Origin of the sequence: Pseudomonas sp. KK4, assembly GCF_001984065.1 — a bacterium.
In the GTDB taxonomy this organism is placed as follows: Bacteria; Pseudomonadota; Gammaproteobacteria; order Pseudomonadales; family Pseudomonadaceae; genus Aquipseudomonas.
Window position 1 is genome coordinate 22,057 of the sequence record NZ_LYVP01000052.1, and the last position, 16,718, is coordinate 38,774.

Annotated in this window: 18 protein-coding genes; 8 read left to right on the forward strand and 10 right to left on the reverse strand. The window is 62.1% G+C overall.

Annotation, left to right across the window (positions count from 1 at the left end):
• Positions 1-6 precede the first annotated feature (6 nt).
• The 4 genes from B0W55_RS17835 (at position 7) to B0W55_RS17850 (ending at position 2,681) form a co-directional block, all read left to right on the forward strand.
• Entirely contained in the window at positions 7-909 is a 903-nt protein-coding gene (locus B0W55_RS17835; protein ID WP_077047247.1) for a chemotaxis protein CheV, read from the forward strand.
• A gap of 3 nt (positions 910-912) precedes the next feature.
• Positions 913-1,395 carry a GNAT family N-acetyltransferase gene (locus tag B0W55_RS17840; RefSeq protein WP_077047248.1) on the forward strand — a complete coding sequence of 161 codons (483 nt, stop codon included), beginning with the start codon at positions 913-915 and terminating at the stop codon, positions 1,393-1,395.
• 130 nt (positions 1,396-1,525) lie between these two features.
• The gene (locus B0W55_RS17845; RefSeq protein WP_077047249.1) at positions 1,526-1,852 is read left to right on the forward strand and encodes a hypothetical protein; all 327 of its coding nucleotides are present in this window, start codon (positions 1,526-1,528) and stop codon (positions 1,850-1,852) included.
• Positions 1,853-1,934: 82 nt separating this feature from the next.
• Positions 1,935-2,681 (forward strand): YkgJ family cysteine cluster protein, encoded by a 747-nt coding sequence (locus B0W55_RS17850; RefSeq protein WP_077047250.1) that lies wholly within the window; start codon positions 1,935-1,937, stop codon positions 2,679-2,681.
• A gap of 127 nt (positions 2,682-2,808) precedes the next feature.
• Here the strand turns inward: B0W55_RS17850 and B0W55_RS17855 are convergent, their stop codons facing one another.
• On the reverse strand, positions 2,809-3,054 hold the full coding sequence (locus B0W55_RS17855; protein WP_077047251.1) for a hypothetical protein: 246 nt from the start codon (positions 3,052-3,054) through the stop codon (positions 2,809-2,811).
• Between the two features lie 177 nt (positions 3,055-3,231).
• On the opposite strand from B0W55_RS17855, the gene B0W55_RS17860 reads away from it, so the two are divergent.
• Both B0W55_RS17860 and B0W55_RS17865 read left to right on the forward strand, forming a co-directional pair.
• Positions 3,232-4,206, forward strand: coding sequence for a D-glycerate dehydrogenase (locus B0W55_RS17860; RefSeq protein WP_077047252.1), 975 nt, complete (start codon positions 3,232-3,234; stop codon positions 4,204-4,206).
• Between the two features lie 227 nt (positions 4,207-4,433).
• Positions 4,434-4,943 (forward strand): DUF2165 family protein, encoded by a 510-nt coding sequence (locus tag B0W55_RS17865; protein ID WP_077047253.1) that lies wholly within the window; start codon positions 4,434-4,436, stop codon positions 4,941-4,943.
• A 1-nt stretch (position 4,944) separates the two neighbouring features.
• Here B0W55_RS17865 and B0W55_RS17870 read toward each other — a convergent pair whose 3' ends face one another.
• Entirely contained in the window at positions 4,945-5,847 is a 903-nt protein-coding gene (locus B0W55_RS17870) for a DMT family transporter (protein WP_077047254.1), read from the reverse strand.
• A 138-nt stretch (positions 5,848-5,985) separates the two neighbouring features.
• On the opposite strand from B0W55_RS17870, the gene B0W55_RS17875 reads away from it, so the two are divergent.
• Entirely contained in the window at positions 5,986-6,861 is an 876-nt protein-coding gene (locus B0W55_RS17875) for an AraC family transcriptional regulator (protein ID WP_077047255.1), read from the forward strand.
• Between the two features lie 134 nt (positions 6,862-6,995).
• Here the strand turns inward: B0W55_RS17875 and B0W55_RS17880 are convergent, their stop codons facing one another.
• The 8 genes from B0W55_RS17880 to B0W55_RS17915 all read right to left on the reverse strand — a co-directional run bounded on the left by B0W55_RS17880 (position 6,996) and on the right by B0W55_RS17915 (position 15,128).
• Positions 6,996-9,425, reverse strand: coding sequence for a TonB-dependent receptor (locus tag B0W55_RS17880; protein ID WP_077047256.1), 2,430 nt, complete (start codon positions 9,423-9,425; stop codon positions 6,996-6,998).
• 172 nt (positions 9,426-9,597) lie between these two features.
• The gene (locus B0W55_RS17885; protein ID WP_077047257.1) at positions 9,598-10,587 is read right to left on the reverse strand and encodes a FecR family protein; all 990 of its coding nucleotides are present in this window, start codon (positions 10,585-10,587) and stop codon (positions 9,598-9,600) included.
• A complete protein-coding gene (locus B0W55_RS17890) occupies positions 10,584-11,165 on the reverse strand; it encodes an RNA polymerase sigma factor (protein ID WP_077047258.1) in 582 nt (193 codons plus the stop codon). The genes B0W55_RS17885 and B0W55_RS17890 overlap by 4 nt, the downstream gene beginning before the upstream one ends.
• Positions 11,166-11,169: 4 nt before the next feature.
• Positions 11,170-11,496, reverse strand: a complete 327-nt coding sequence (locus B0W55_RS17895; RefSeq protein ID WP_077047259.1) for a DUF3325 domain-containing protein — start codon at positions 11,494-11,496, stop codon at positions 11,170-11,172.
• A complete protein-coding gene (locus B0W55_RS17900) occupies positions 11,497-13,077 on the reverse strand; it encodes a PepSY domain-containing protein (protein WP_077047260.1) in 1,581 nt (526 codons plus the stop codon).
• Positions 13,074-13,379, reverse strand: coding sequence for a DUF3649 domain-containing protein (locus B0W55_RS17905; protein ID WP_077047261.1), 306 nt, complete (start codon positions 13,377-13,379; stop codon positions 13,074-13,076). The genes B0W55_RS17900 and B0W55_RS17905 overlap by 4 nt, the downstream gene beginning before the upstream one ends.
• Before the next feature lie 176 nt (positions 13,380-13,555).
• Entirely contained in the window at positions 13,556-13,966 is a 411-nt protein-coding gene (locus B0W55_RS17910) for an HPF/RaiA family ribosome-associated protein (RefSeq protein ID WP_077047262.1), read from the reverse strand.
• Positions 13,967-14,180: 214 nt separating this feature from the next.
• Positions 14,181-15,128, reverse strand: a complete 948-nt coding sequence (locus tag B0W55_RS17915; RefSeq protein ID WP_077047263.1) for a LysR substrate-binding domain-containing protein — start codon at positions 15,126-15,128, stop codon at positions 14,181-14,183.
• Positions 15,129-15,263: 135 nt separating this feature from the next.
• On the opposite strand from B0W55_RS17915, the gene B0W55_RS17920 reads away from it, so the two are divergent.
• A complete protein-coding gene (locus B0W55_RS17920) occupies positions 15,264-16,640 on the forward strand; it encodes an L-serine ammonia-lyase (protein ID WP_077047264.1) in 1,377 nt (458 codons plus the stop codon).
• The last annotated feature ends 78 nt before the right edge of the window (positions 16,641-16,718 follow it).

The following is a 16,718-nucleotide window of genomic DNA, read 5'->3' on the forward strand; positions in this document are numbered from 1 at the left end:
GTTTTTATGTCTTCCACCAAAGCCCGCGCAGACTCACTTTCGCTGCTGCTGTTCACCTTGCGCAGCGGCAAGTTGATGGCGATCAACCTGCTCAAGGTCAGTGAAATCATCCCCTGCCCGCCGCTGACCAAGCTGCCGGAGTCGCATCCCCACGTCAAAGGCATCGCCACCTTGCGCGGCGCCTCGCTGTCGGTGATCGACCTGAGCCGCGCCATCGGCGAGCGTCCGCTGGAAGACCCGAACGGTGGCTGCCTGATCGTCACCGATGTCAGCCGCTCCAAGCAGGGCCTGCATGTGCAGGCGGTGAGCAAGATCGTGCATTGCCTGACCACCGATATCCGTCCGCCGCCCTTCGGCTCCGGCGGCGTGCGCTCGTACATCACCGGCGTGACCTCGGTGGACGGCACGCTGGTGCAGGTGCTGGACATCGAGAAAGTCATCCACGGCATCGCCCCGGTGCAGATCGACATGGCGCCGACCGAACTGAGCATGGAAGACGCTGAAATCCTCGGCAACGCACGGATCCTGGTGGTCGATGACAGTCAGGTGGCGCTGCAACAATCGGTGCACACCCTTCGCAATCTTGGCCTGCAATGCCACACCGCGCGCAGCGCCAAGGAAGCCATCGATTGCCTGCTGGACCTGCAAGGCACCGCCAATCAGATCAACCTGATCGTCTCCGACATCGAAATGTCCGAGATGGACGGCTACGCCTTCACCCGCACCCTGCGTGAAACACCGGACTTCGCGCACCTCTACGTGCTGCTGCACACCTCGCTGGACAGCGCGATGAACAGCGAAAAAGCCCGACTGGCCGGGGCCAATGCGGTGCTGACCAAATTCTCGTCACCGGAACTGACCCAGTGCCTGATCACCGCCGCCAAGGCTGTGGCCGAACAAGGTTACTGAGTCTTGGCCGAGGACTATTGCTGGCTGATGCGGCGCGACCTCACCGAGGTTGTGCCCGCCGCCCAATGGCCAACCGGCCTTCGATTGACTCACTACAACCCCGAACTCGCCGCTGCCGTGCATCAGTTGATGGAACTGGGGTATCGCGACGGCGGCGGTCGTGTGCCCGCGCTGGACGTTTGGCAACTGGGGTTTGAGACGGACGCCGAATACGATCCCCAATTGTGTTTCGTCGTGCTGGATGCCGAAGGCGTGGTCGCGGTGTGCCAGTGCTGGACCAGTGCCTACATCAAGGATCTGGTGGTGCATGCCCGGGCTCGGCGAGTCGGGATCGGACGCGCGCTGCTGCTTCACGCCTTCGCCGTGTTCCGCCAGCGGCGGGAGCGGTTCGTGGATCTGCGGGTGCTGGAGGATAATCGGCGGGCGCGACGGTTGTATGAAGGGGTCGGGATGTATGAGGTTCGCCGGGAAGAGGTGCCCGCCTGATACCCCGCCTTCGCGAGCAAGCCCGCTCCCACAGAATGTGCGCGAGGCTTGCCCGCGAAGAGTCCTTCACTGACACCATCAATCCTTCAGGCATACTTGATTCATTAACCCCTGAACGGATGCCTGATCTATGAAAGCCACAACCCTGACCCTCCTCTGTCTCACCGCCCTCACCCCCCTGGCCCACGCCTCCAGCCCCGACGCCTGGGCGGCCTACGACAAAACCGTCCTGGCCAGTTGCACCAAGGCCAGCGGCCTGAAGAACGCCAAACCGGTCGGCAACGCCGCGCAGTTCGATGACCGCGTCGGTTACACCGCTGTCCTGCTGCAGGGCCAGTACCCGCAAAAACACATGAAAGGCGCGCAAGGCACCGAGTTGTGCCTGTACAACAAACAAGGCAAAACAGCCTACGTGACCGAATGGGACTCCATTCGCCCGGGCGCCAAGGCGCAGTGAGTGGCGCATAACTTGCTTTGACAGGGCCTTCGCGGCGGCATTCTGTCGCCGCTCAATGCCTTTGTATGCGACCGACCACTCAATGAATACGACGTTTTCCTGCGTAGGCTGTGGCAAGTGCTGCCACGATCACCATGTTTCCCTGACCCTGTCCGAAGCGCGCATGTGGGCCGCCGACGGCGGTCAGGTGATCGTGCTGGTGGAAGGCTTCCTGAGCGATGGCCTGGGCTTGCCGGCAGAGCAACGTGAACACGCCACACGTCGTTCCGCGGTGGTGCGCAGCGCCGAGGCCGAAGCCTTCGTCGCCATCACCTTTGCTGCCTACAACGCCGGCGCCTGCCGAAACCTGGACCAGGACAACCGCTGCCGCATCTACGATCGCCGGCCGCTGGTGTGCCGTATCTACCCGATGGAAATCAATCCGCACATTGCGCTGAATACGGTGGTGAAGGAATGTCCGCCAGAGTCCTGGGAAACGGGGCCGAAGCTGATTGTCGGCGGGGAGTTGGTGGACCGGGAGCTGGCGCAGTTGATCGAGCGTTCCCGTCAGGCGGATCGCGATGACATCCTGATGAAGGATGCGATTTGCGCCTTGCTGGGGATTCGCACAACGGCGCTCAAGGGTGACGGGTTTACCGCGTACCTGCCGGACATGAACGAGTTCGCCAAGATCATCGATGAACTGCATGGCCAGACGTTGCCGCAGTGGAGCAGCGAATGGCAGTTTCATCTGTCGAGCGAGGAGGTCGCAGGCCAGGTGCTGGCGACGGGGGCGCTGGTGGCGACGGATGCGCCGAACTATGCGTTTATTTCACTGCGGGCGGCATGAATCAGGGATTGGTGTTGTTTGTAGCGGCCTCTTCGCGAGCAAGCCCGCTCCCACATTGGAACGCATTCTCCTGTGGGAGCGGGCTTGCTCGCGAAGGCGATAGACCAGACAGAAAAAGACTGCCTGCCTAGCGCTTACCCATCGACCGCCGAGTCCCCGGTGGCGCCATGCCTGGGGTCTTGGTGTGGCCGTTCTTGGCGCCGTTCTTGTACCAGGGCTGGTTGGAGCCCTTCGCCCCTGCCAGTTCACCCGGTTTGAACGGGAACTTGAAGGCCGGGATCGCGGGTTTGGTTTCGCCTTCGGTGCCGTCTGGCAGCTCGGCCTGCTCGTCGCTCAGGGTGTCGTCGACGGGCGGTTGTTTCGGGGAAGTCATGAAAGCTCCGGGTGATGCGCAAAATGTCGGGCCCGGTCAGCGAGCCGCGAAAGGCGGTCAGTATAACGGAAGGGCAGCGGCAAGTTAAAAAGCGATCGAGGGGCTTTTAGGCTTGCGACTTGTAGCTTGAAACTTGTAGCTTGCTAAGCATTCTCTCCGCCCGACGAGCCCGCCTCCATGAAAAAAACCGTCCTCGCCTTCAGCCGTGTCACGCCTGAGATGGTCGAACGCCTGCAACAAGACTTCGACGTCATCGTGCCGAATCCGAAAAACGGCGACATCAATGCCCAGTTCAACGAGGCTCTGCCCAACGCCCACGGCCTGATCGGCGTCGGCCGCAAACTGGGTCGCGCGCAACTGGAAAATGCCGCGAAGCTGGAAGTGGTGTCCAGCGTGTCGGTGGGTTACGACAACTATGACGTGGCCTACCTCAGCGAACGCGGAATCATGCTGACCAATACCCCGGACGTACTGACCGAGAGCACCGCCGACCTGGCATTCGCCCTGCTGATGGGCAGCGCCCGACGGGTGGCCGAGCTCGATGCCTGGACCAAGGCCGGTCAATGGCAAGCCACGGTCGGTGCGCCGTTGTTCGGCTGCGATGTGCACGGCAAGACACTGGGCATCGTCGGCATGGGTAACATCGGCGCGGCCATTGCCCGTCGGGGTCGCCTGGGCTTCAACATGCCGGTGATCTACAGCGGCAACAGCCGCAAGGTCGAGCTGGAGCAGGAGCTCGGCGCGCAGTTCCGCACCCTGGACCAACTGCTGGCCGAAGCCGATTTCGTCTGCCTGGTGGTGCCGCTCAGCGAGAAAACCAGACACCTGATCAGCCACCGTGAACTGGCGCTGATGAAACCGAGCGCGATCCTGGTGAACATCGCCCGCGGTCCGGTAGTCGATGAGCCGGCGCTGATCGAAGCCCTGCAGAACAACCGCATTCGTGGCGCCGGGCTGGATGTCTACGAAAAAGAACCGCTGGCCGAGTCGCCACTGTTCCAGCTGAAAAACGCCGTGACCCTGCCGCACATCGGCTCGGCCACCCATGAAACCCGCGAAGCCATGGCCAACCGCGCCTTGAGCAACCTGCGCAGCGCCTTGCTGGGCGAGCGGCCGCAGGATCTGGTCAATCCGCAGGTGTGGAAAGGCTGATTGCAGGACTGACGCCCTCGCGAGCAAGCTCGCTCCTACAGGATTGAGACCCCGACCTGTAGGAGCGAGCTTGCTCGCGATGCTTTTAGGGGTGCCGTTCCGAATACACACATTTCCAGCGGCGAACAACGACATAACTGGCAACTCAGTGCCGGGCTACTCCGCAGTAAAGGCCGATAAACTCCGACGAAATAACAGTACTGACTGTGCATTCGGAGCGTATTTGCATGAACAACTTCACCACCGCCGGCGTCATCAGGCGGAGCAAGATACTGATCGTCCTGATGGCCTCGCTGTTCGGACTGATGACCCTCATCAACAACTTCACCGACTACGCGGCCTACTCCGACTACATCGGGCGAATCATCAGCATGAGCGACACCACCGGCAATGATTCCAGGCGGTACCGGGCCATCACCTCCACCCTCTTCCACCACCGTTTTTACTGGGCCATCATCACCCTGGAGATCATCTTCACCTTCAGTTTCCTGGTGGGCACTTATCAGCTGTACCGCAAACTTTGCGCACCGCGCAGTGAATTCCATGAGGCAAAAAAGTTCGCCATCATCGGTTTCAGCACTGCACTTTTCGTCTACCAGACCTTGTACGTGATCATTCTCAACGAGTGGTTCGACATGGAATATTCCGCCCAACGCAATGCGTTTGAATGGGCCAGAAGCAATATCGAATACATGTTTCTCGGCCTGATCTATTTGCTGGTGGCGAAAGACAATTGACTCACGCCAACTTGCTCGCTGCTGCACTGACAACCGGCTTGGGTTTGCGGAACACCAGCACGTTGCCCAACATCACCATCACCAGCCCCACCAGCGCCGGGGCGGTCCACTGATAACCTTCGGCAAACGCCGAGACATTCAGCGCCACCACCGGAAACAACACGGTGCAATACGCAGCGCGTTCCGGCCCCATGCGCCCGACCAGGGTCAGGTAGGCGGTGAAGCCGATCACCGAACCTGGAATGACCAGGTACAGCAGCGAACCGATGTAGCGGGCGTTCCATTCCATGTCGAACGGAATGCCCTTGACCAGGCACCACACCGACAGCATCGCCGCACCGTAAGCCATGCCCCAGGCATTGGTGGTCAGTGGCTTGAGCCCCGCCTTCTGCTGCAGGCTCGACAACATGTTCCCCGCCGAGAAACACAAGGTGCCACACAGGGCCAGACCCAGGCCGAGCAAGGTTTGCGGGCTGGCGGTGTGGCCGACCAGTTCCGGCCAGAACAACAGGCCCAGGCCAAGCAAGCCCAGCGCGCCGCCCATCAGCACATTGCGGGCGATTTTCTGGCCGAAGAATACCCGCGCATTGAGGGCGTTCCACAAGGTTGCCGTGGAAAACACCACCGCCACCAGGCCGCTGGGAATCCACTGGCTGGCGGTGAGGAAACACATGAAGTTGACGCAGAACAGGCACAGCCCCTGGGCCAGGCAGATCAGGTGCCCGCGCCGGTTCATCACTTGCAGCCGGCGGCTGAGCAACAGCATCACGAACAACACCAACGCGGCGAGGCCGAAGCGATAGACGATCGACACCGGAATGGCCACCACGCCCAGTTGCCATTTCAGGGCGATCCAGGTGGTGCCCCAGATCAGCACGGTCAGCAGATACAAAGAAAGGTTCATGGCACAGGCTCCTCGATAGGCGTCCAGTGTCCTGCCAGGCGCCTTCGAGCACTTGCATAAACTTGCGCTTTTGTCGCGCGGCGGGCTGGCAGGGGAACGTCTACGGAGTAGGATGCAAGGCGTCAGAGAGAGTCGATCATGGCCGCACTGGAAACCCTGCAAGTCTTTCAAGCCCTCAACCGCTCGCCCAATGCTCGCCTGGAGCACAGCGCCGAGCTCGGTGACGGCTTGTCTGCGGCGTTGTGGAGCAACCACCACGACGCCCAGGACTACGAAGCGCCGAGCCATCACACCCTGTCCTGCTACATCGCAGGCGGCACCGGCACCTTCCGCCGCGACCAGCCCGGCACCAAGGGCGGTCCGGACAAGCTGTGCATATTGCCGGCCGATCACCAGTCCGGCTGGGTGATCAACGGCAACATCCGCCTGGCCCACCTGTATTTCAGCCGCGAACAATTTGCCCTCGGCTGCGTCACCTTGCTCGATCGCGAGCCCAGGCAATTGCAGTTGCGCGAGCAGACCTTTCTCGACGATCCGCAGCAGGCGCAGCGTTTTCGCCAGTTGATCGCCCTCAACTGGAACGAACCGGCCGAGCGCCTGCTTACCAGCAGCCTGGCCCACGAGATGCTCAGCCATGCGCTGCTCAACCAGGTCAGCAGTCGTCCGAATTTGCGCCTCAAGGGTGGGCTGGCGGCGCATCAACGGCGGTTGTTGGTGGAGTACATCGACAGTCATTTGGCCGATGCCATCAGCCTGGGGCAACTCGCTGCACTGTGCGCGCTGTCGGAATACCACTTTGCGCGAATGTTTCGCGAGAGCTTTGGCTTGCCGCCGCATCAGTATGTGCTGGCACGGCGGCTGAGTCGGGCGCGGGACTTGTTGCGTTCGACCTCGCAGCCGTTGGGGGAGATTGCACTGGCGTGCGGGTTTGCCAGCGCCAGTCACTTTACCAATCGGTTTCGCCAGACGTTGGGCGGGACGCCTGGGGAGTATCGGCAGGCGTTTTTGCGGTAGCCGTCAGCGTTTCGTCGCCTGGCAGGCCGTCTTCGCGAGCAAGCCCGCTCCCACAGGTTTTGTGTCGTTCATATCATGGCGAACAATCTGTAGGAGCGAGGCTTGCCCGCGATAAACGATGACGGGGTGCGTGATCAGAACTCCAGGGTGCTGGAAAACATCACCTGCCGCGAATCCCCCATCGACACGAAGAACCGGCTCGCCGCCGAGGTGTAGTAGGTGCGGTCGAACAGGTTCTTCACGTTGAGCTGGAACTTGACCTTCTGCCCGTCCAGCTGGGTGTCGTAGGTGGCGAACGCATCGGCGACGGTGTAGCTCGGCAGGTCGAAATCATTCACCGCGTTACCCGCGCGCTCCCCGACATATCGCGCACCCGCGCCGACCCGCAACTGATCGCCACCGATGATCCGGCCGAAGTCGTATACGGCCGACAGCGAGCCACTGTTCCTGGCCACGTTTTGCAATTTGTTGCCTTTGTAATCCGGGTCTTCGGTGACCTCGGCGTCAGTGTAGGCGTAACTGCCGATCATGCTCCAGCGGTCGCTGAGCTGGCCGCTGACATCCACCTCCAGGCCTCGGGAACGCACTTCGCCGGCGGCACTGTAGATCGTCACTGGGCCTTCGGAGTTGGCGATCAGTACGTTGCGTTTCTTGATGTCGAACAGGGCAACGTTGCCCGTCACGCGGCCCGGCAAATCGAGCTTGGCCCCCAGTTCCCAGGACTTGGCTTCTTCGGGCGCGACACTGCCGTCGAGCACGGCGGTGCTGCCGCTCAGGGGCGCGATGGTCGAGTTCGGCTTGAACGATTCGGTGTAGCTGCCATAGAACGACAACGCGTCGGTGTAGCGGTACACCAGGCCCGCGCGCGGCACCCATTGCTGGCCGTTGCTGTCGGTATTGGCGTGGAACGGCACGCCTTTGCCGGCGTATTGGTCGTACTCCTGGAAGCGAGCGCCGGCCACCAGAATCCACTGATCGGTGAGGTGGATCGAGTCCTGCAGGAACGCCGAGTCGCTGCGCAGCAGGTCAGTCTGGGCACTGTCGGCCGGGCTGACGGTGGTGCCTTCGACTTCGCGGCCATACACCGGATTGAGGTAGCTGAAGGTGGTCAGGCTTTTCTGCCGGATCAGGTCGGCGCGGTAGATCTTGCGGTACTCATCGTCGATGCCGAACACCAGGTCGTGCTGCATGCCCAGTACATTCAAGTTGCCTTCGAGGCTGACGGTGGTGAAGCGGTCGGTGCTGATCGCGTTCTGCGTACCGTCCATGCTGCGGGTCAGCGTGCCTTTGTTGGTGTCGATGGCCGTCACGCGGACCTGGCTGGCGTCGTAGGTTTCGCGGTTCCAGCTGTAGCCGAAGTGGGCTTTCCAGTTGTCGTTGAGGTCGTGATCGGCCTCGAAGTGATACAGGTCCGAGCGCCCTTGCATGTTGTTGAAGGGTTCGTCGAGCCGTCGGTCACGGGAGATGTCCAGCGGGTGATTGTCCCGCGGGTCGATGATGGTGCCGCGGTCGAACGGGGTCAGGAACTCGCGGTGTTCGTAGGCGAACAACAGCTTGGTGCTTTCGCCGAACCAGGCCAGGGACGGCGCGACCAGGGTCTCGCGGTGCACGCCGTAGTTGCGCCAGTAATCTTCATCTTCGTGGTCCAGTACCATGCGATAGGCCAGCCCGGAAGTGCCCAGGGCGCCGGTGCTGTCGAAGCTGCCGCCGCTGCCGTTCTTGCCTTCGCCATAGGTCGAGTCGCGCAGGGTCAGGGCGTTGTACTGCTCCAGTTCAGGCCGCTTACTGACCATGTTCACGACGCCGCCCGGGTCCTGGATCCCGTAGAGCAGAGAGGCCGGGCCCTTGAGCACTTCGACCCGGTCCACGGTGGCATTGAGGCCACGACCCTGCACGATCGGCATGCCATCGCGCATGATCGAGCCGTTGCGGTTGTCGCCGAAGCCGCGGGTCATGACCGAGTCCTGGGTGCTGCCCAAGGTGTTGCCCTGAGTGATGCCGCTGACGTTGGCCAGGGCGTCATCGAGATTGCGCGGCGCCTGGTCGCGAATGACCTGGGCGGCGACCACGTTGATGGTCTGCGGGATTTCCTGAATCGGCGCCGAAGTGCGCGCTACCGAGCTGACGGGCGGCGGCTGGTAGCTTTCGGACTGATCCATCGCCGCGGTGATGCTGGTTGCTCCCAGGTTCAGGGCGCCTGCGGTGGGTGGCGGCTCCAGCACCATGGTGTGGCCATCGGTGCGGCGGAAGGTGAAGCCAGAGCCACTGAGCAACCGCTGCAGCGCCTGTTCGGCGCTCATCGGGCCGTTGATGGCTGGCGCGTTGAGACCATAAGGCGCCTCATCGGTGTAGACGACGCTGATGCCGGTGACCCGGGTGAAATCGCTCAGGGCCTGGGGCAGCGGTTTGGCGGCCATGGCAAAGTTGAACGGCTCACGCTGTTGGCTGCTGCCCGTATCTGCGGCAATCGCCGCGTCCAGCGGCAGCAACGCCAACGCCGAGATGCTCAACGCGCTGACACCCAACCATTGTTTGACCGAACCCGATTTTGCCCTGGACTTCATGACTCATGACCTGTGTATAACCGCAACGGATGCGAATGAATCGCAGTTTCAGTCACTACACGGATGGGCTTGAGGTTTACCTCAGCAGAAAGTTGAAAATATTTTTTTTGAGAATGGAGAAAACCCGCTAACCCTGTAGAAGCGAGGCTTGCCCGCGATGGCGCCGGTTGCCTCACCGCACAATAATCAGCTGCCCCAACACCTGGTGCTGCTCAAAGCCCAATACGCCCTGCAACGAACTCAACACCGCCTGAGGATTGCTGCTCGGAAAGCTCCCACTGACCCGCCGTTTGCCCAACTCGTCATTGAGCAACACGATCCGGCCCGGGTAATAACGCCCCAGATCCTGCACCACCTCGGCCAGCGGCGCCTTGTAGTAGTTGAGCCAACCCTGGCGCCACGCCAATTGCGCTTCACTGTCCACCGCATGCAGCGGTTGCGCCGCGCCGTCGCCATAGGCCACTTGCTGGCCGGCGGTGAGGATTTGCTGCGGCGCGCCCTTGTCTGCCGTCACGCCCACGCGACCGGACAACACCGTGACCTGCGCGCCATGGGGTTGCAGGCGCACTTCGAATTGCGTGCCCAGCACCCGCGCCTGGCCTTTTTCGGCGTCGACCAAAAACGGCTCGCCGGTGTGGGTCACGCTGAAGAAACCGGCCCCGCGCCGTAACTGCACATGCCGCTCGCCACCGCTGAAATCCACGGCGATGGCACTGTCGGCGTCGAGGGTGACTTGCGATTGATCGGCCAGGGTGACGGTGCGGATCTGCCCCGGGGCCGAGACGTAATCGGCGCCCAGATCATCGAGCCAGCGCAACGGCTGCCAACCGCTGCCGAGGCTGATCATCAGCAACAGGCACGCGGCCATCGCCAGCGCCCCGGACCAGCGCCGAACGCTGCTGCGACGCGATGGATTCATGGCATTGAGATAACGCTGCAAGGCCAGGGCGTCTTCGTCTGCCAGGGCGCGCGCCGGCACTTCGCTCAACTCCCACAGCACTTGCGCGCGGGCGTAGGCTTCGCCATGGGCCGGATCGGCCTGCAACCATTGACTGAAGGTGGCTTGATCGCCGCTGCCGGGCTGGTCATGCAACAGGCTCAGCCAGGCCAGCGCGGCCTGCTCCTGAGCGGGCGTCGGGGTGACGCGTTCAACGTTGTTCACGGTGCTTTCCCTGGCATGCGCGGTGGCGGTTCCCGCAGGCTGGCCTTGCAGGCCTCGAGCGCGCGCATCATATGTTTTTCCACGGCACTTTGGGACAGGCCCATGGCCTTGGCGATTTCAGCGTATTTGCGTCCGTGGATGCGGTTGAGCAAAAAGATTTGCCGGGTGCGCTCGGGCAAGGCGCGCAGCGCCGCCTCGACATGGCGCAAATCGTTGCCCGCCTCCAGCGCCGCCTGCGGTTCACTGCCCACGCCGTCCGAGGGCTCCACCATCAGCCCTTCGCTGGCCCGAGCCCGCGTGCCTTCGCTGCGCAAATGATCGATGGCGATGTTGCCGGCGCAGCGCAACAGATAGGTGCTGAGCTCTTCGACCTGCACCAGCGGCCGCCGCCAGAACCGCAGGAACAGGTCCTGGACCAGGTCCGCCGCCGTCGCCCGGCAACCGACACGACGGTTGACCAGCGCTTCCATTTGCGAGCGCTGGGAAAGGAACACTTGCAGGAAATGCGCACGGTCGCCGCGCGAATCATTGCGTTCGCCGGGCTCCATTTCACAGGGTTCGGTAGGATGGTTGATCATCGATTCACAGCACCGCATACGCGGCAATCGGGCTGGCCAACAGACTCAACGCAGCCAGCGACAAGGCCATCCGCCGGCGATAGGGCATCAGCATCACCAGCAGCAACGCACTGAGCATCAGCACCGCGCACCACTGCACCAGCCCGAAAGCCCATCCCGCGACCGACACCGCCGCCCACAGCGACCCGCCCAGCAGCGACCATCCCGCCCACTTCAACGGTCGACGCACGGCAGTCGACGCCTTGCGCCCGAGCAACTCGGCATGGTGACGATCCATGGATAAACACAGCGCAGTAAAACCGCCGTAACAGAGCAGGCAGGCCAGCAACATTCAGTGGGCCTCCTGTTCAAGGGGGATCGACCGTTGTCGGTTTCGGCCGGTGATTTCAGGCTGGCCGGCGCGTTGCATTTTCCACGCGGCCCAGCCGAGGAACAGGCCGCTGCCCAGGCACGCCAGATCGAAGCCGGCCATGGCCCAATCGCCTGTCGCCAAGCTGTTGCCCAGGTGATGAAGCGTGGTCACGGCATTGAGCAACGGTACTGAAGCAAACAGCAGCGCGGCCAGCGCCAACTGCTCCACCCATGCCCCGCGCCCGCGGCGCCATGCGGCGTGCAGCAGGCTCAGGCCCCAGGCAATGAAGAAGCTGTTGATCTCCCATTGCGCCCGTTCAGCCATGTCCACCGGCAATACGCGATTGGCCCAGAAGAATGCCGCGACCGCGATGACCAGCCCCGACATGCTGGCGATGTTCAGCACTTCAACCAGCGTCAATTCAAAGGGCAGTACACCGCTTTTGGCATGCTTGAGTTGACGCTTGCCGAGCCAGATCACAAGCCCGGTGCCGATCATCGCGGTACTGGCCAGCCCACAGAAAAAGTACAGCCAGCGCAATACCGGGTCAGCGAAACGGCCCATGTGCAAACCGTAAAAACTGCCGGCAACGGCCATTGGCACTGATTGTTCCGGGGTCTGGGCGAGCAGTTGCCCGGTGACGCCGCTGAAGGTCACGGCGCGGCCAAATTCGTGGACCACACGGTCGGTGCCATTGTGCGTCAGCACCACCGAGGCGTTCGTATCGCCAGGGTTGTTGACCGTCACCTGCCCGGCGTTGCCGCCCGCCCAGTGTTCACGCGCCTTTTCCAGCATTGGGGCCAGTGGCAACAACGGTGCCGGGGTGCCCGCGACTTTAGCGGTGTTGGCTGCCGGAAACACGTCACTGAAAAAAGCCTGCACATCGCCTTTGTAGGCCGCGAGGATGCTCGCCGGCATCACCATGGTCATGAAAATCACCAGGCTGCTGTAGGTGATCATCAGGTGAAACGGCAACACCAGCACACCCACCGCGTTGTGCCCGTCCAGCCAGGAGCGCTGGCCCTTGCGCGGGCGGAAGGTGAAGAAGTCCTTGAAGATTTTCTTGTGGGTGATGATCCCGCTGATCAGCGCGACGAACATCACCATGGCGGCGATGGTCGACAGCCAGCGGCCCCACGGATAAGGCATTTGCAGTTGGAAGTGAAAACGGTAGAAGAACTCGCCGCCCTGGGTGTCGCGGCCCTGCACTTCGGCGCCCGTCAGTGGGTCGAGGCTTTTTTCCGTGAACTGGCCGCGCTCACCGGGCTTGGCCGGCGCCGGCTGCCAGCGTACCGACAGGGCGGGCTCGCGGGCACCGGGCAGATCGATGATCCAGCGCGAGGCATTGGCCGCGTGCTGCTCGAGATACTGCTGGGCCAGGGTCAGGCTGGTTTCGGTGGACACCGGACGCGCCGGGATTTCCGGCTGCATCCAGTGGCTGATCTCGTCCTTGAAGTAGGCGAGCGTGCCGGTCAGGAAAATCGCGAACAGCAGCCAGCCGAAGATCAAGCCTGCCCAGGTGTGCAACCAGGCCATGGCCTGGCGGAAACCCTCTTTCATGCCCGGCCCCCCCAGTACATCAGGCCTGCTGCTGCGGCCAGCACCAGAGAGGGCGCAATCAATCCCAACCAGGCTCGCCAGGCCGTACGACAGCCGAAGCACCAGAGCACCGCCAGCAGGTAGACCAGGAACGAACCGGTCATGCCGGTCACTGCTGCATCGGCGCGGGCCATCGGCACCCACAACGTCAGGCACACACTGGCCAGCGCTGTCAGGACATAGCCGCCGAGCACGGCAGCCAGCACCCGCGATAAAACCGCCAGTCGATAGGAAACGGGGAGTGTGCTGTGTTTGGCTGTCATGAGGCGACCTTGAAACCGGGCGAGCCGCCGTGATCGTCACAGGCTCAGCAAAGCGCAATATTAATGATAAATATTCTCATACGCAAAGCCGTATCCAAGTGCCGCAACGATCCCTCGCCAAAAAAAAAACGGGCCTGCAATGCAGGCCCATTTTCATGGGGAGGTTAAATCAGGCTTCAGCCATTCTGGGCAGCCTGTTCGTTTTCGAGAAATTCTTCTTCCAGCAACTTGTCGGCGTGTGGCCGGCGCTCGAAGGGCACCACGGCGGCGCGGGGTTTGCCGCGCAGTTTGCCGAACAGGTGTTCCAGCGCGTGCTCGAGTTTCTCGGCAGCTCCGTCGATCGCCAGTTCCAGGCTGGCGGCTTTATGGGTGACAGAAATCGGTTGGTGGCCCTTTGGCCTCGCTTCCAGTTGGCAGCGCAAATCGTGGGGACCGGGCTTGTCGCCGTTCTCGTCCCGCAGGTGAACCTCGATGCGGGTCAGGTCCTCCTCGTAGCGTTCGAGCGTGCTCTCAATGGTGGTTCGTACCCACTCCTCCAGTCGGATGCTGCTTTGAATATGGTTATCGCTATTGACTTGGATTTGCATAGTTCATCCCTTATTTCAGCTAGCTCGCGAGAGGCCGGTCAGCTAAGCCCTTGGGCGTCATCACCGTGACCTCTTGCTTACACAATCGGTCTGTACGCTGAACAATTCAACCCCTGAAAAAAGATAAATATGTAACCGCAAAAAAAGCCGGACAACCGGTAAAAGCGCTGTTAAGGTCGGGAGTTGGGTCGCCCCGCTTCCCTGACACAAATTCTCACATCTGCTGGTCCGCCAGCGGGTGCAAAGCGCGAAACATCCCCGCCTCTTCCACTAGCCAGTCATGCACCGCACGCACCCCCGGATGGCTCAGCGCACCCGGTGCATAGAGCAGCATGTAGCGCTTGTGATTGGGCACCGCCAGGCCAAACGGCACGATCAGCGCCCCGCGTTCCAGTTCGTCGTTCAGCAATGTTCGCCGCGCAATGGCCACGCCCATGCCAGCAATGGCCGCTTCGATGGTCAGGTGATTGCGATTGAAGGTGTGCCCGCGCCGCACATCGGCCCCTTCGAAACCAATGGCGTTGAGATAGAACTCCCACTCCGCGTATTCGTAACTGCCGCGCCAGGCGGTGATGTCGTGCAGCAACGGAAAATGCATCAGGTCCGCCGGGCCATGCAGCGGCGGCCGTCCACGCAAAAGTCCCGGCGCGCACACCGGAAAAATCTGCTCATCGAGCAAGGCTGTGGATAACAGCCCGGGATAGCTGCCGTCGTTGAGGTCGATGGCCAGGTCGAAGTCGCCCTCATGCAAGGGCACGCTGCTGTCCTCGGCCACCAGCCGCAGCTGAATGTCGGGAAAGCGCTGTTGCAGGCGCGGCAGACGCGGCGTCAGCCATTTGCTCAGGAATGACGGAATCGAGCGCACCCGCAGGGTCCCGCTGATCATGCCCGCGTCGAGCCTGCGCAATTCCGCATCGATGCTGCCGTAGGCTTCGTTCACCGTAATGGCCAAACGCTGGCCTTCGGCACTCAGTTCCACTCCCCTGGCCCGTCGATGGAACAGGCGAAAGCCCAGCCGCTCCTCCAGTTGACGGATCTGCTGGCTGACCGCCCCCGGCGTGATGTGCAGTTCCTCGGCGCAGCGGGTGAATGACAAGTGCCGTGCAGCGCAGGAAAACACCTGCAGCCACACGTAGGTCTGGGCATGCAATTGACGGCTCATCGTTTAGTCCTGCTAAAGGCTGTCTTAGGAAGTTTCGTTGGTCACGTAGGACCTTGCTTGGCAGTATCGCTGAAAGTGCGCTTGTCCTACAAAAATGGCAGCGATCCATCCTCCATTGCGGGAATAGGCTTTAGCATGGCTATCAGTGTTTTCGATCTCTTTAAAGTCGGCATCGGTCCGTCCAGTTCTCATACCGTGGGTCCGATGCGTGCCGCCGCGACGTTCGCCCAGGCGCTGGTCGATCAGGCGTTGCTGCTGGACGTGCGTAGAGTCGAAATCCGGCTCTATGGCTCCCTGTCGGCCACCGGCGTCGGTCACGCCACCGACCGCGCCTGTGTCATGGGCCTGATGGGCGAATGGCCGGACCGCATCGATCCCACCACCATCGACAGCCGCATCCACACGCTGCGTGAATCCCGCCAATTGTCCCTGGCCGGCCAGGCCACCATCGCCTTCGACTGGGCGCGGGATCTGCTGCTGCTCGACGAGAACCTGCCCTTCCACCCTAACGCCATGTCGCTGACGGCCTTCGGCGAAACCGGCGAGCTGTTCGAGCAAACCTACTATTCGGTGGGTGGTGGTTTCATCATCGAAGCGGCCGAAGCGGAAACCGGCGTGGCCCCCGCTGGCGACGTGGTGTTGCCCTACGACTTTTCCAGCGCCGTCGAACTGCTTGAGCTGTGCAACCGGCACGGCCTGCGGGTTTCCGAATTGATGATGGCCAACGAACGGGCCTGGCGCAGCGACGACGAAATCCGTCAGGGCCTGCTGCACATCTGGTCGGTGATGCGCGAGTGCGTCGAGCAAGGCATGCGCCACGAGGGCATCCTCCCCGGCGGCCTGAATGTGCCGCGGCGGGCAGCGAAACTGCATCGCAACCTGTTGGAAATCGGCAAGCCGAACGTCATCACCTCGACCCTGTCCGCCATGGAATGGGTCAACCTGTTTGCCCTGGCGGTGAACGAGGAAAACGCCGCCGGCGGGCGCATGGTCACGGCACCGACCAATGGCGCGGCGGGGATCATCCCGGCGGTGCTGCATTACTACATGAAATTCAATCCGGATGCGTCGGACGATGATGTGGTCGCGTTCTTTCTGGGCGCGGCGGCGGTCGGCATCCTGTGCAAGAAAAACGCGTCGATCTCCGGGGCCGAAGTGGGCTGCCAGGGCGAAGTCGGTTCGGCCTGCGCCATGGCGGCGGCGGGTCTGGCAGAGATACTCGGTGCCACCCCGGAGCAGCTGGAGAATGCCGCCGAGATCGGCCTGGAACACAACCTCGGCCTGACCTGCGACCCGGTGGGCGGACTGGTGCAGGTGCCGTGCATCGAACGCAATGCGATTGCCGCGGTGAAAGCGATCAATGCCACGCAGATGGCCCTGCGTGGTGACGGCAAGCACTTCATCTCCCTGGACCGGGTGATCCGCACCATGCGCGATACCGGGGCGGATATGCATGACAAATACAAGGAAACGTCACGGGGCGGCCTGGCGGTGAACTGGGTGGAATGCTGAGGCTGACTGCACCGTTACCGGTCTTCCTGCCCTGAATCGGCCCATGTGGGAGCGGGCTTGCTCGCGAAGGGGTCGTGT

Coding starts and splice junctions, on each gene's coding strand:
- B0W55_RS17835 (WP_077047247.1), top strand. CDS start 7: ATGTCTTCCACCAAAGCCCGCGCAGACTCACTTTCGCTGCTGCTGTTC.
- B0W55_RS17845 (WP_077047249.1), top strand. CDS start 1,526: ATGAAAGCCACAACCCTGACCCTCCTCTGTCTCACCGCCCTCACCCCC.
- B0W55_RS17850 (WP_077047250.1), top strand. CDS start 1,935: ATGAATACGACGTTTTCCTGCGTAGGCTGTGGCAAGTGCTGCCACGAT.
- B0W55_RS17855 (WP_077047251.1), bottom strand. CDS start 3,054: ATGACTTCCCCGAAACAACCGCCCGTCGACGACACCCTGAGCGACGAG.
- B0W55_RS17860 (WP_077047252.1), top strand. CDS start 3,232: ATGAAAAAAACCGTCCTCGCCTTCAGCCGTGTCACGCCTGAGATGGTC.
- B0W55_RS17865 (WP_077047253.1), top strand. CDS start 4,434: ATGAACAACTTCACCACCGCCGGCGTCATCAGGCGGAGCAAGATACTG.
- B0W55_RS17870 (WP_077047254.1), bottom strand. CDS start 5,847: ATGAACCTTTCTTTGTATCTGCTGACCGTGCTGATCTGGGGCACCACC.
- B0W55_RS17875 (WP_077047255.1), top strand. CDS start 5,986: ATGGCCGCACTGGAAACCCTGCAAGTCTTTCAAGCCCTCAACCGCTCG.
- B0W55_RS17880 (WP_077047256.1), bottom strand. CDS start 9,425: ATGAAGTCCAGGGCAAAATCGGGTTCGGTCAAACAATGGTTGGGTGTC.
- B0W55_RS17890 (WP_077047258.1), bottom strand. CDS start 11,165: ATGATCAACCATCCTACCGAACCCTGTGAAATGGAGCCCGGCGAACGC.
- B0W55_RS17895 (WP_077047259.1), bottom strand. CDS start 11,496: ATGTTGCTGGCCTGCCTGCTCTGTTACGGCGGTTTTACTGCGCTGTGT.
- B0W55_RS17900 (WP_077047260.1), bottom strand. CDS start 13,077: ATGAAAGAGGGTTTCCGCCAGGCCATGGCCTGGTTGCACACCTGGGCA.
- B0W55_RS17905 (WP_077047261.1), bottom strand. CDS start 13,379: ATGACAGCCAAACACAGCACACTCCCCGTTTCCTATCGACTGGCGGTT.
- B0W55_RS17910 (WP_077047262.1), bottom strand. CDS start 13,966: ATGCAAATCCAAGTCAATAGCGATAACCATATTCAAAGCAGCATCCGA.
- B0W55_RS17915 (WP_077047263.1), bottom strand. CDS start 15,128: ATGAGCCGTCAATTGCATGCCCAGACCTACGTGTGGCTGCAGGTGTTT.
- B0W55_RS17920 (WP_077047264.1), top strand. CDS start 15,264: ATGGCTATCAGTGTTTTCGATCTCTTTAAAGTCGGCATCGGTCCGTCC.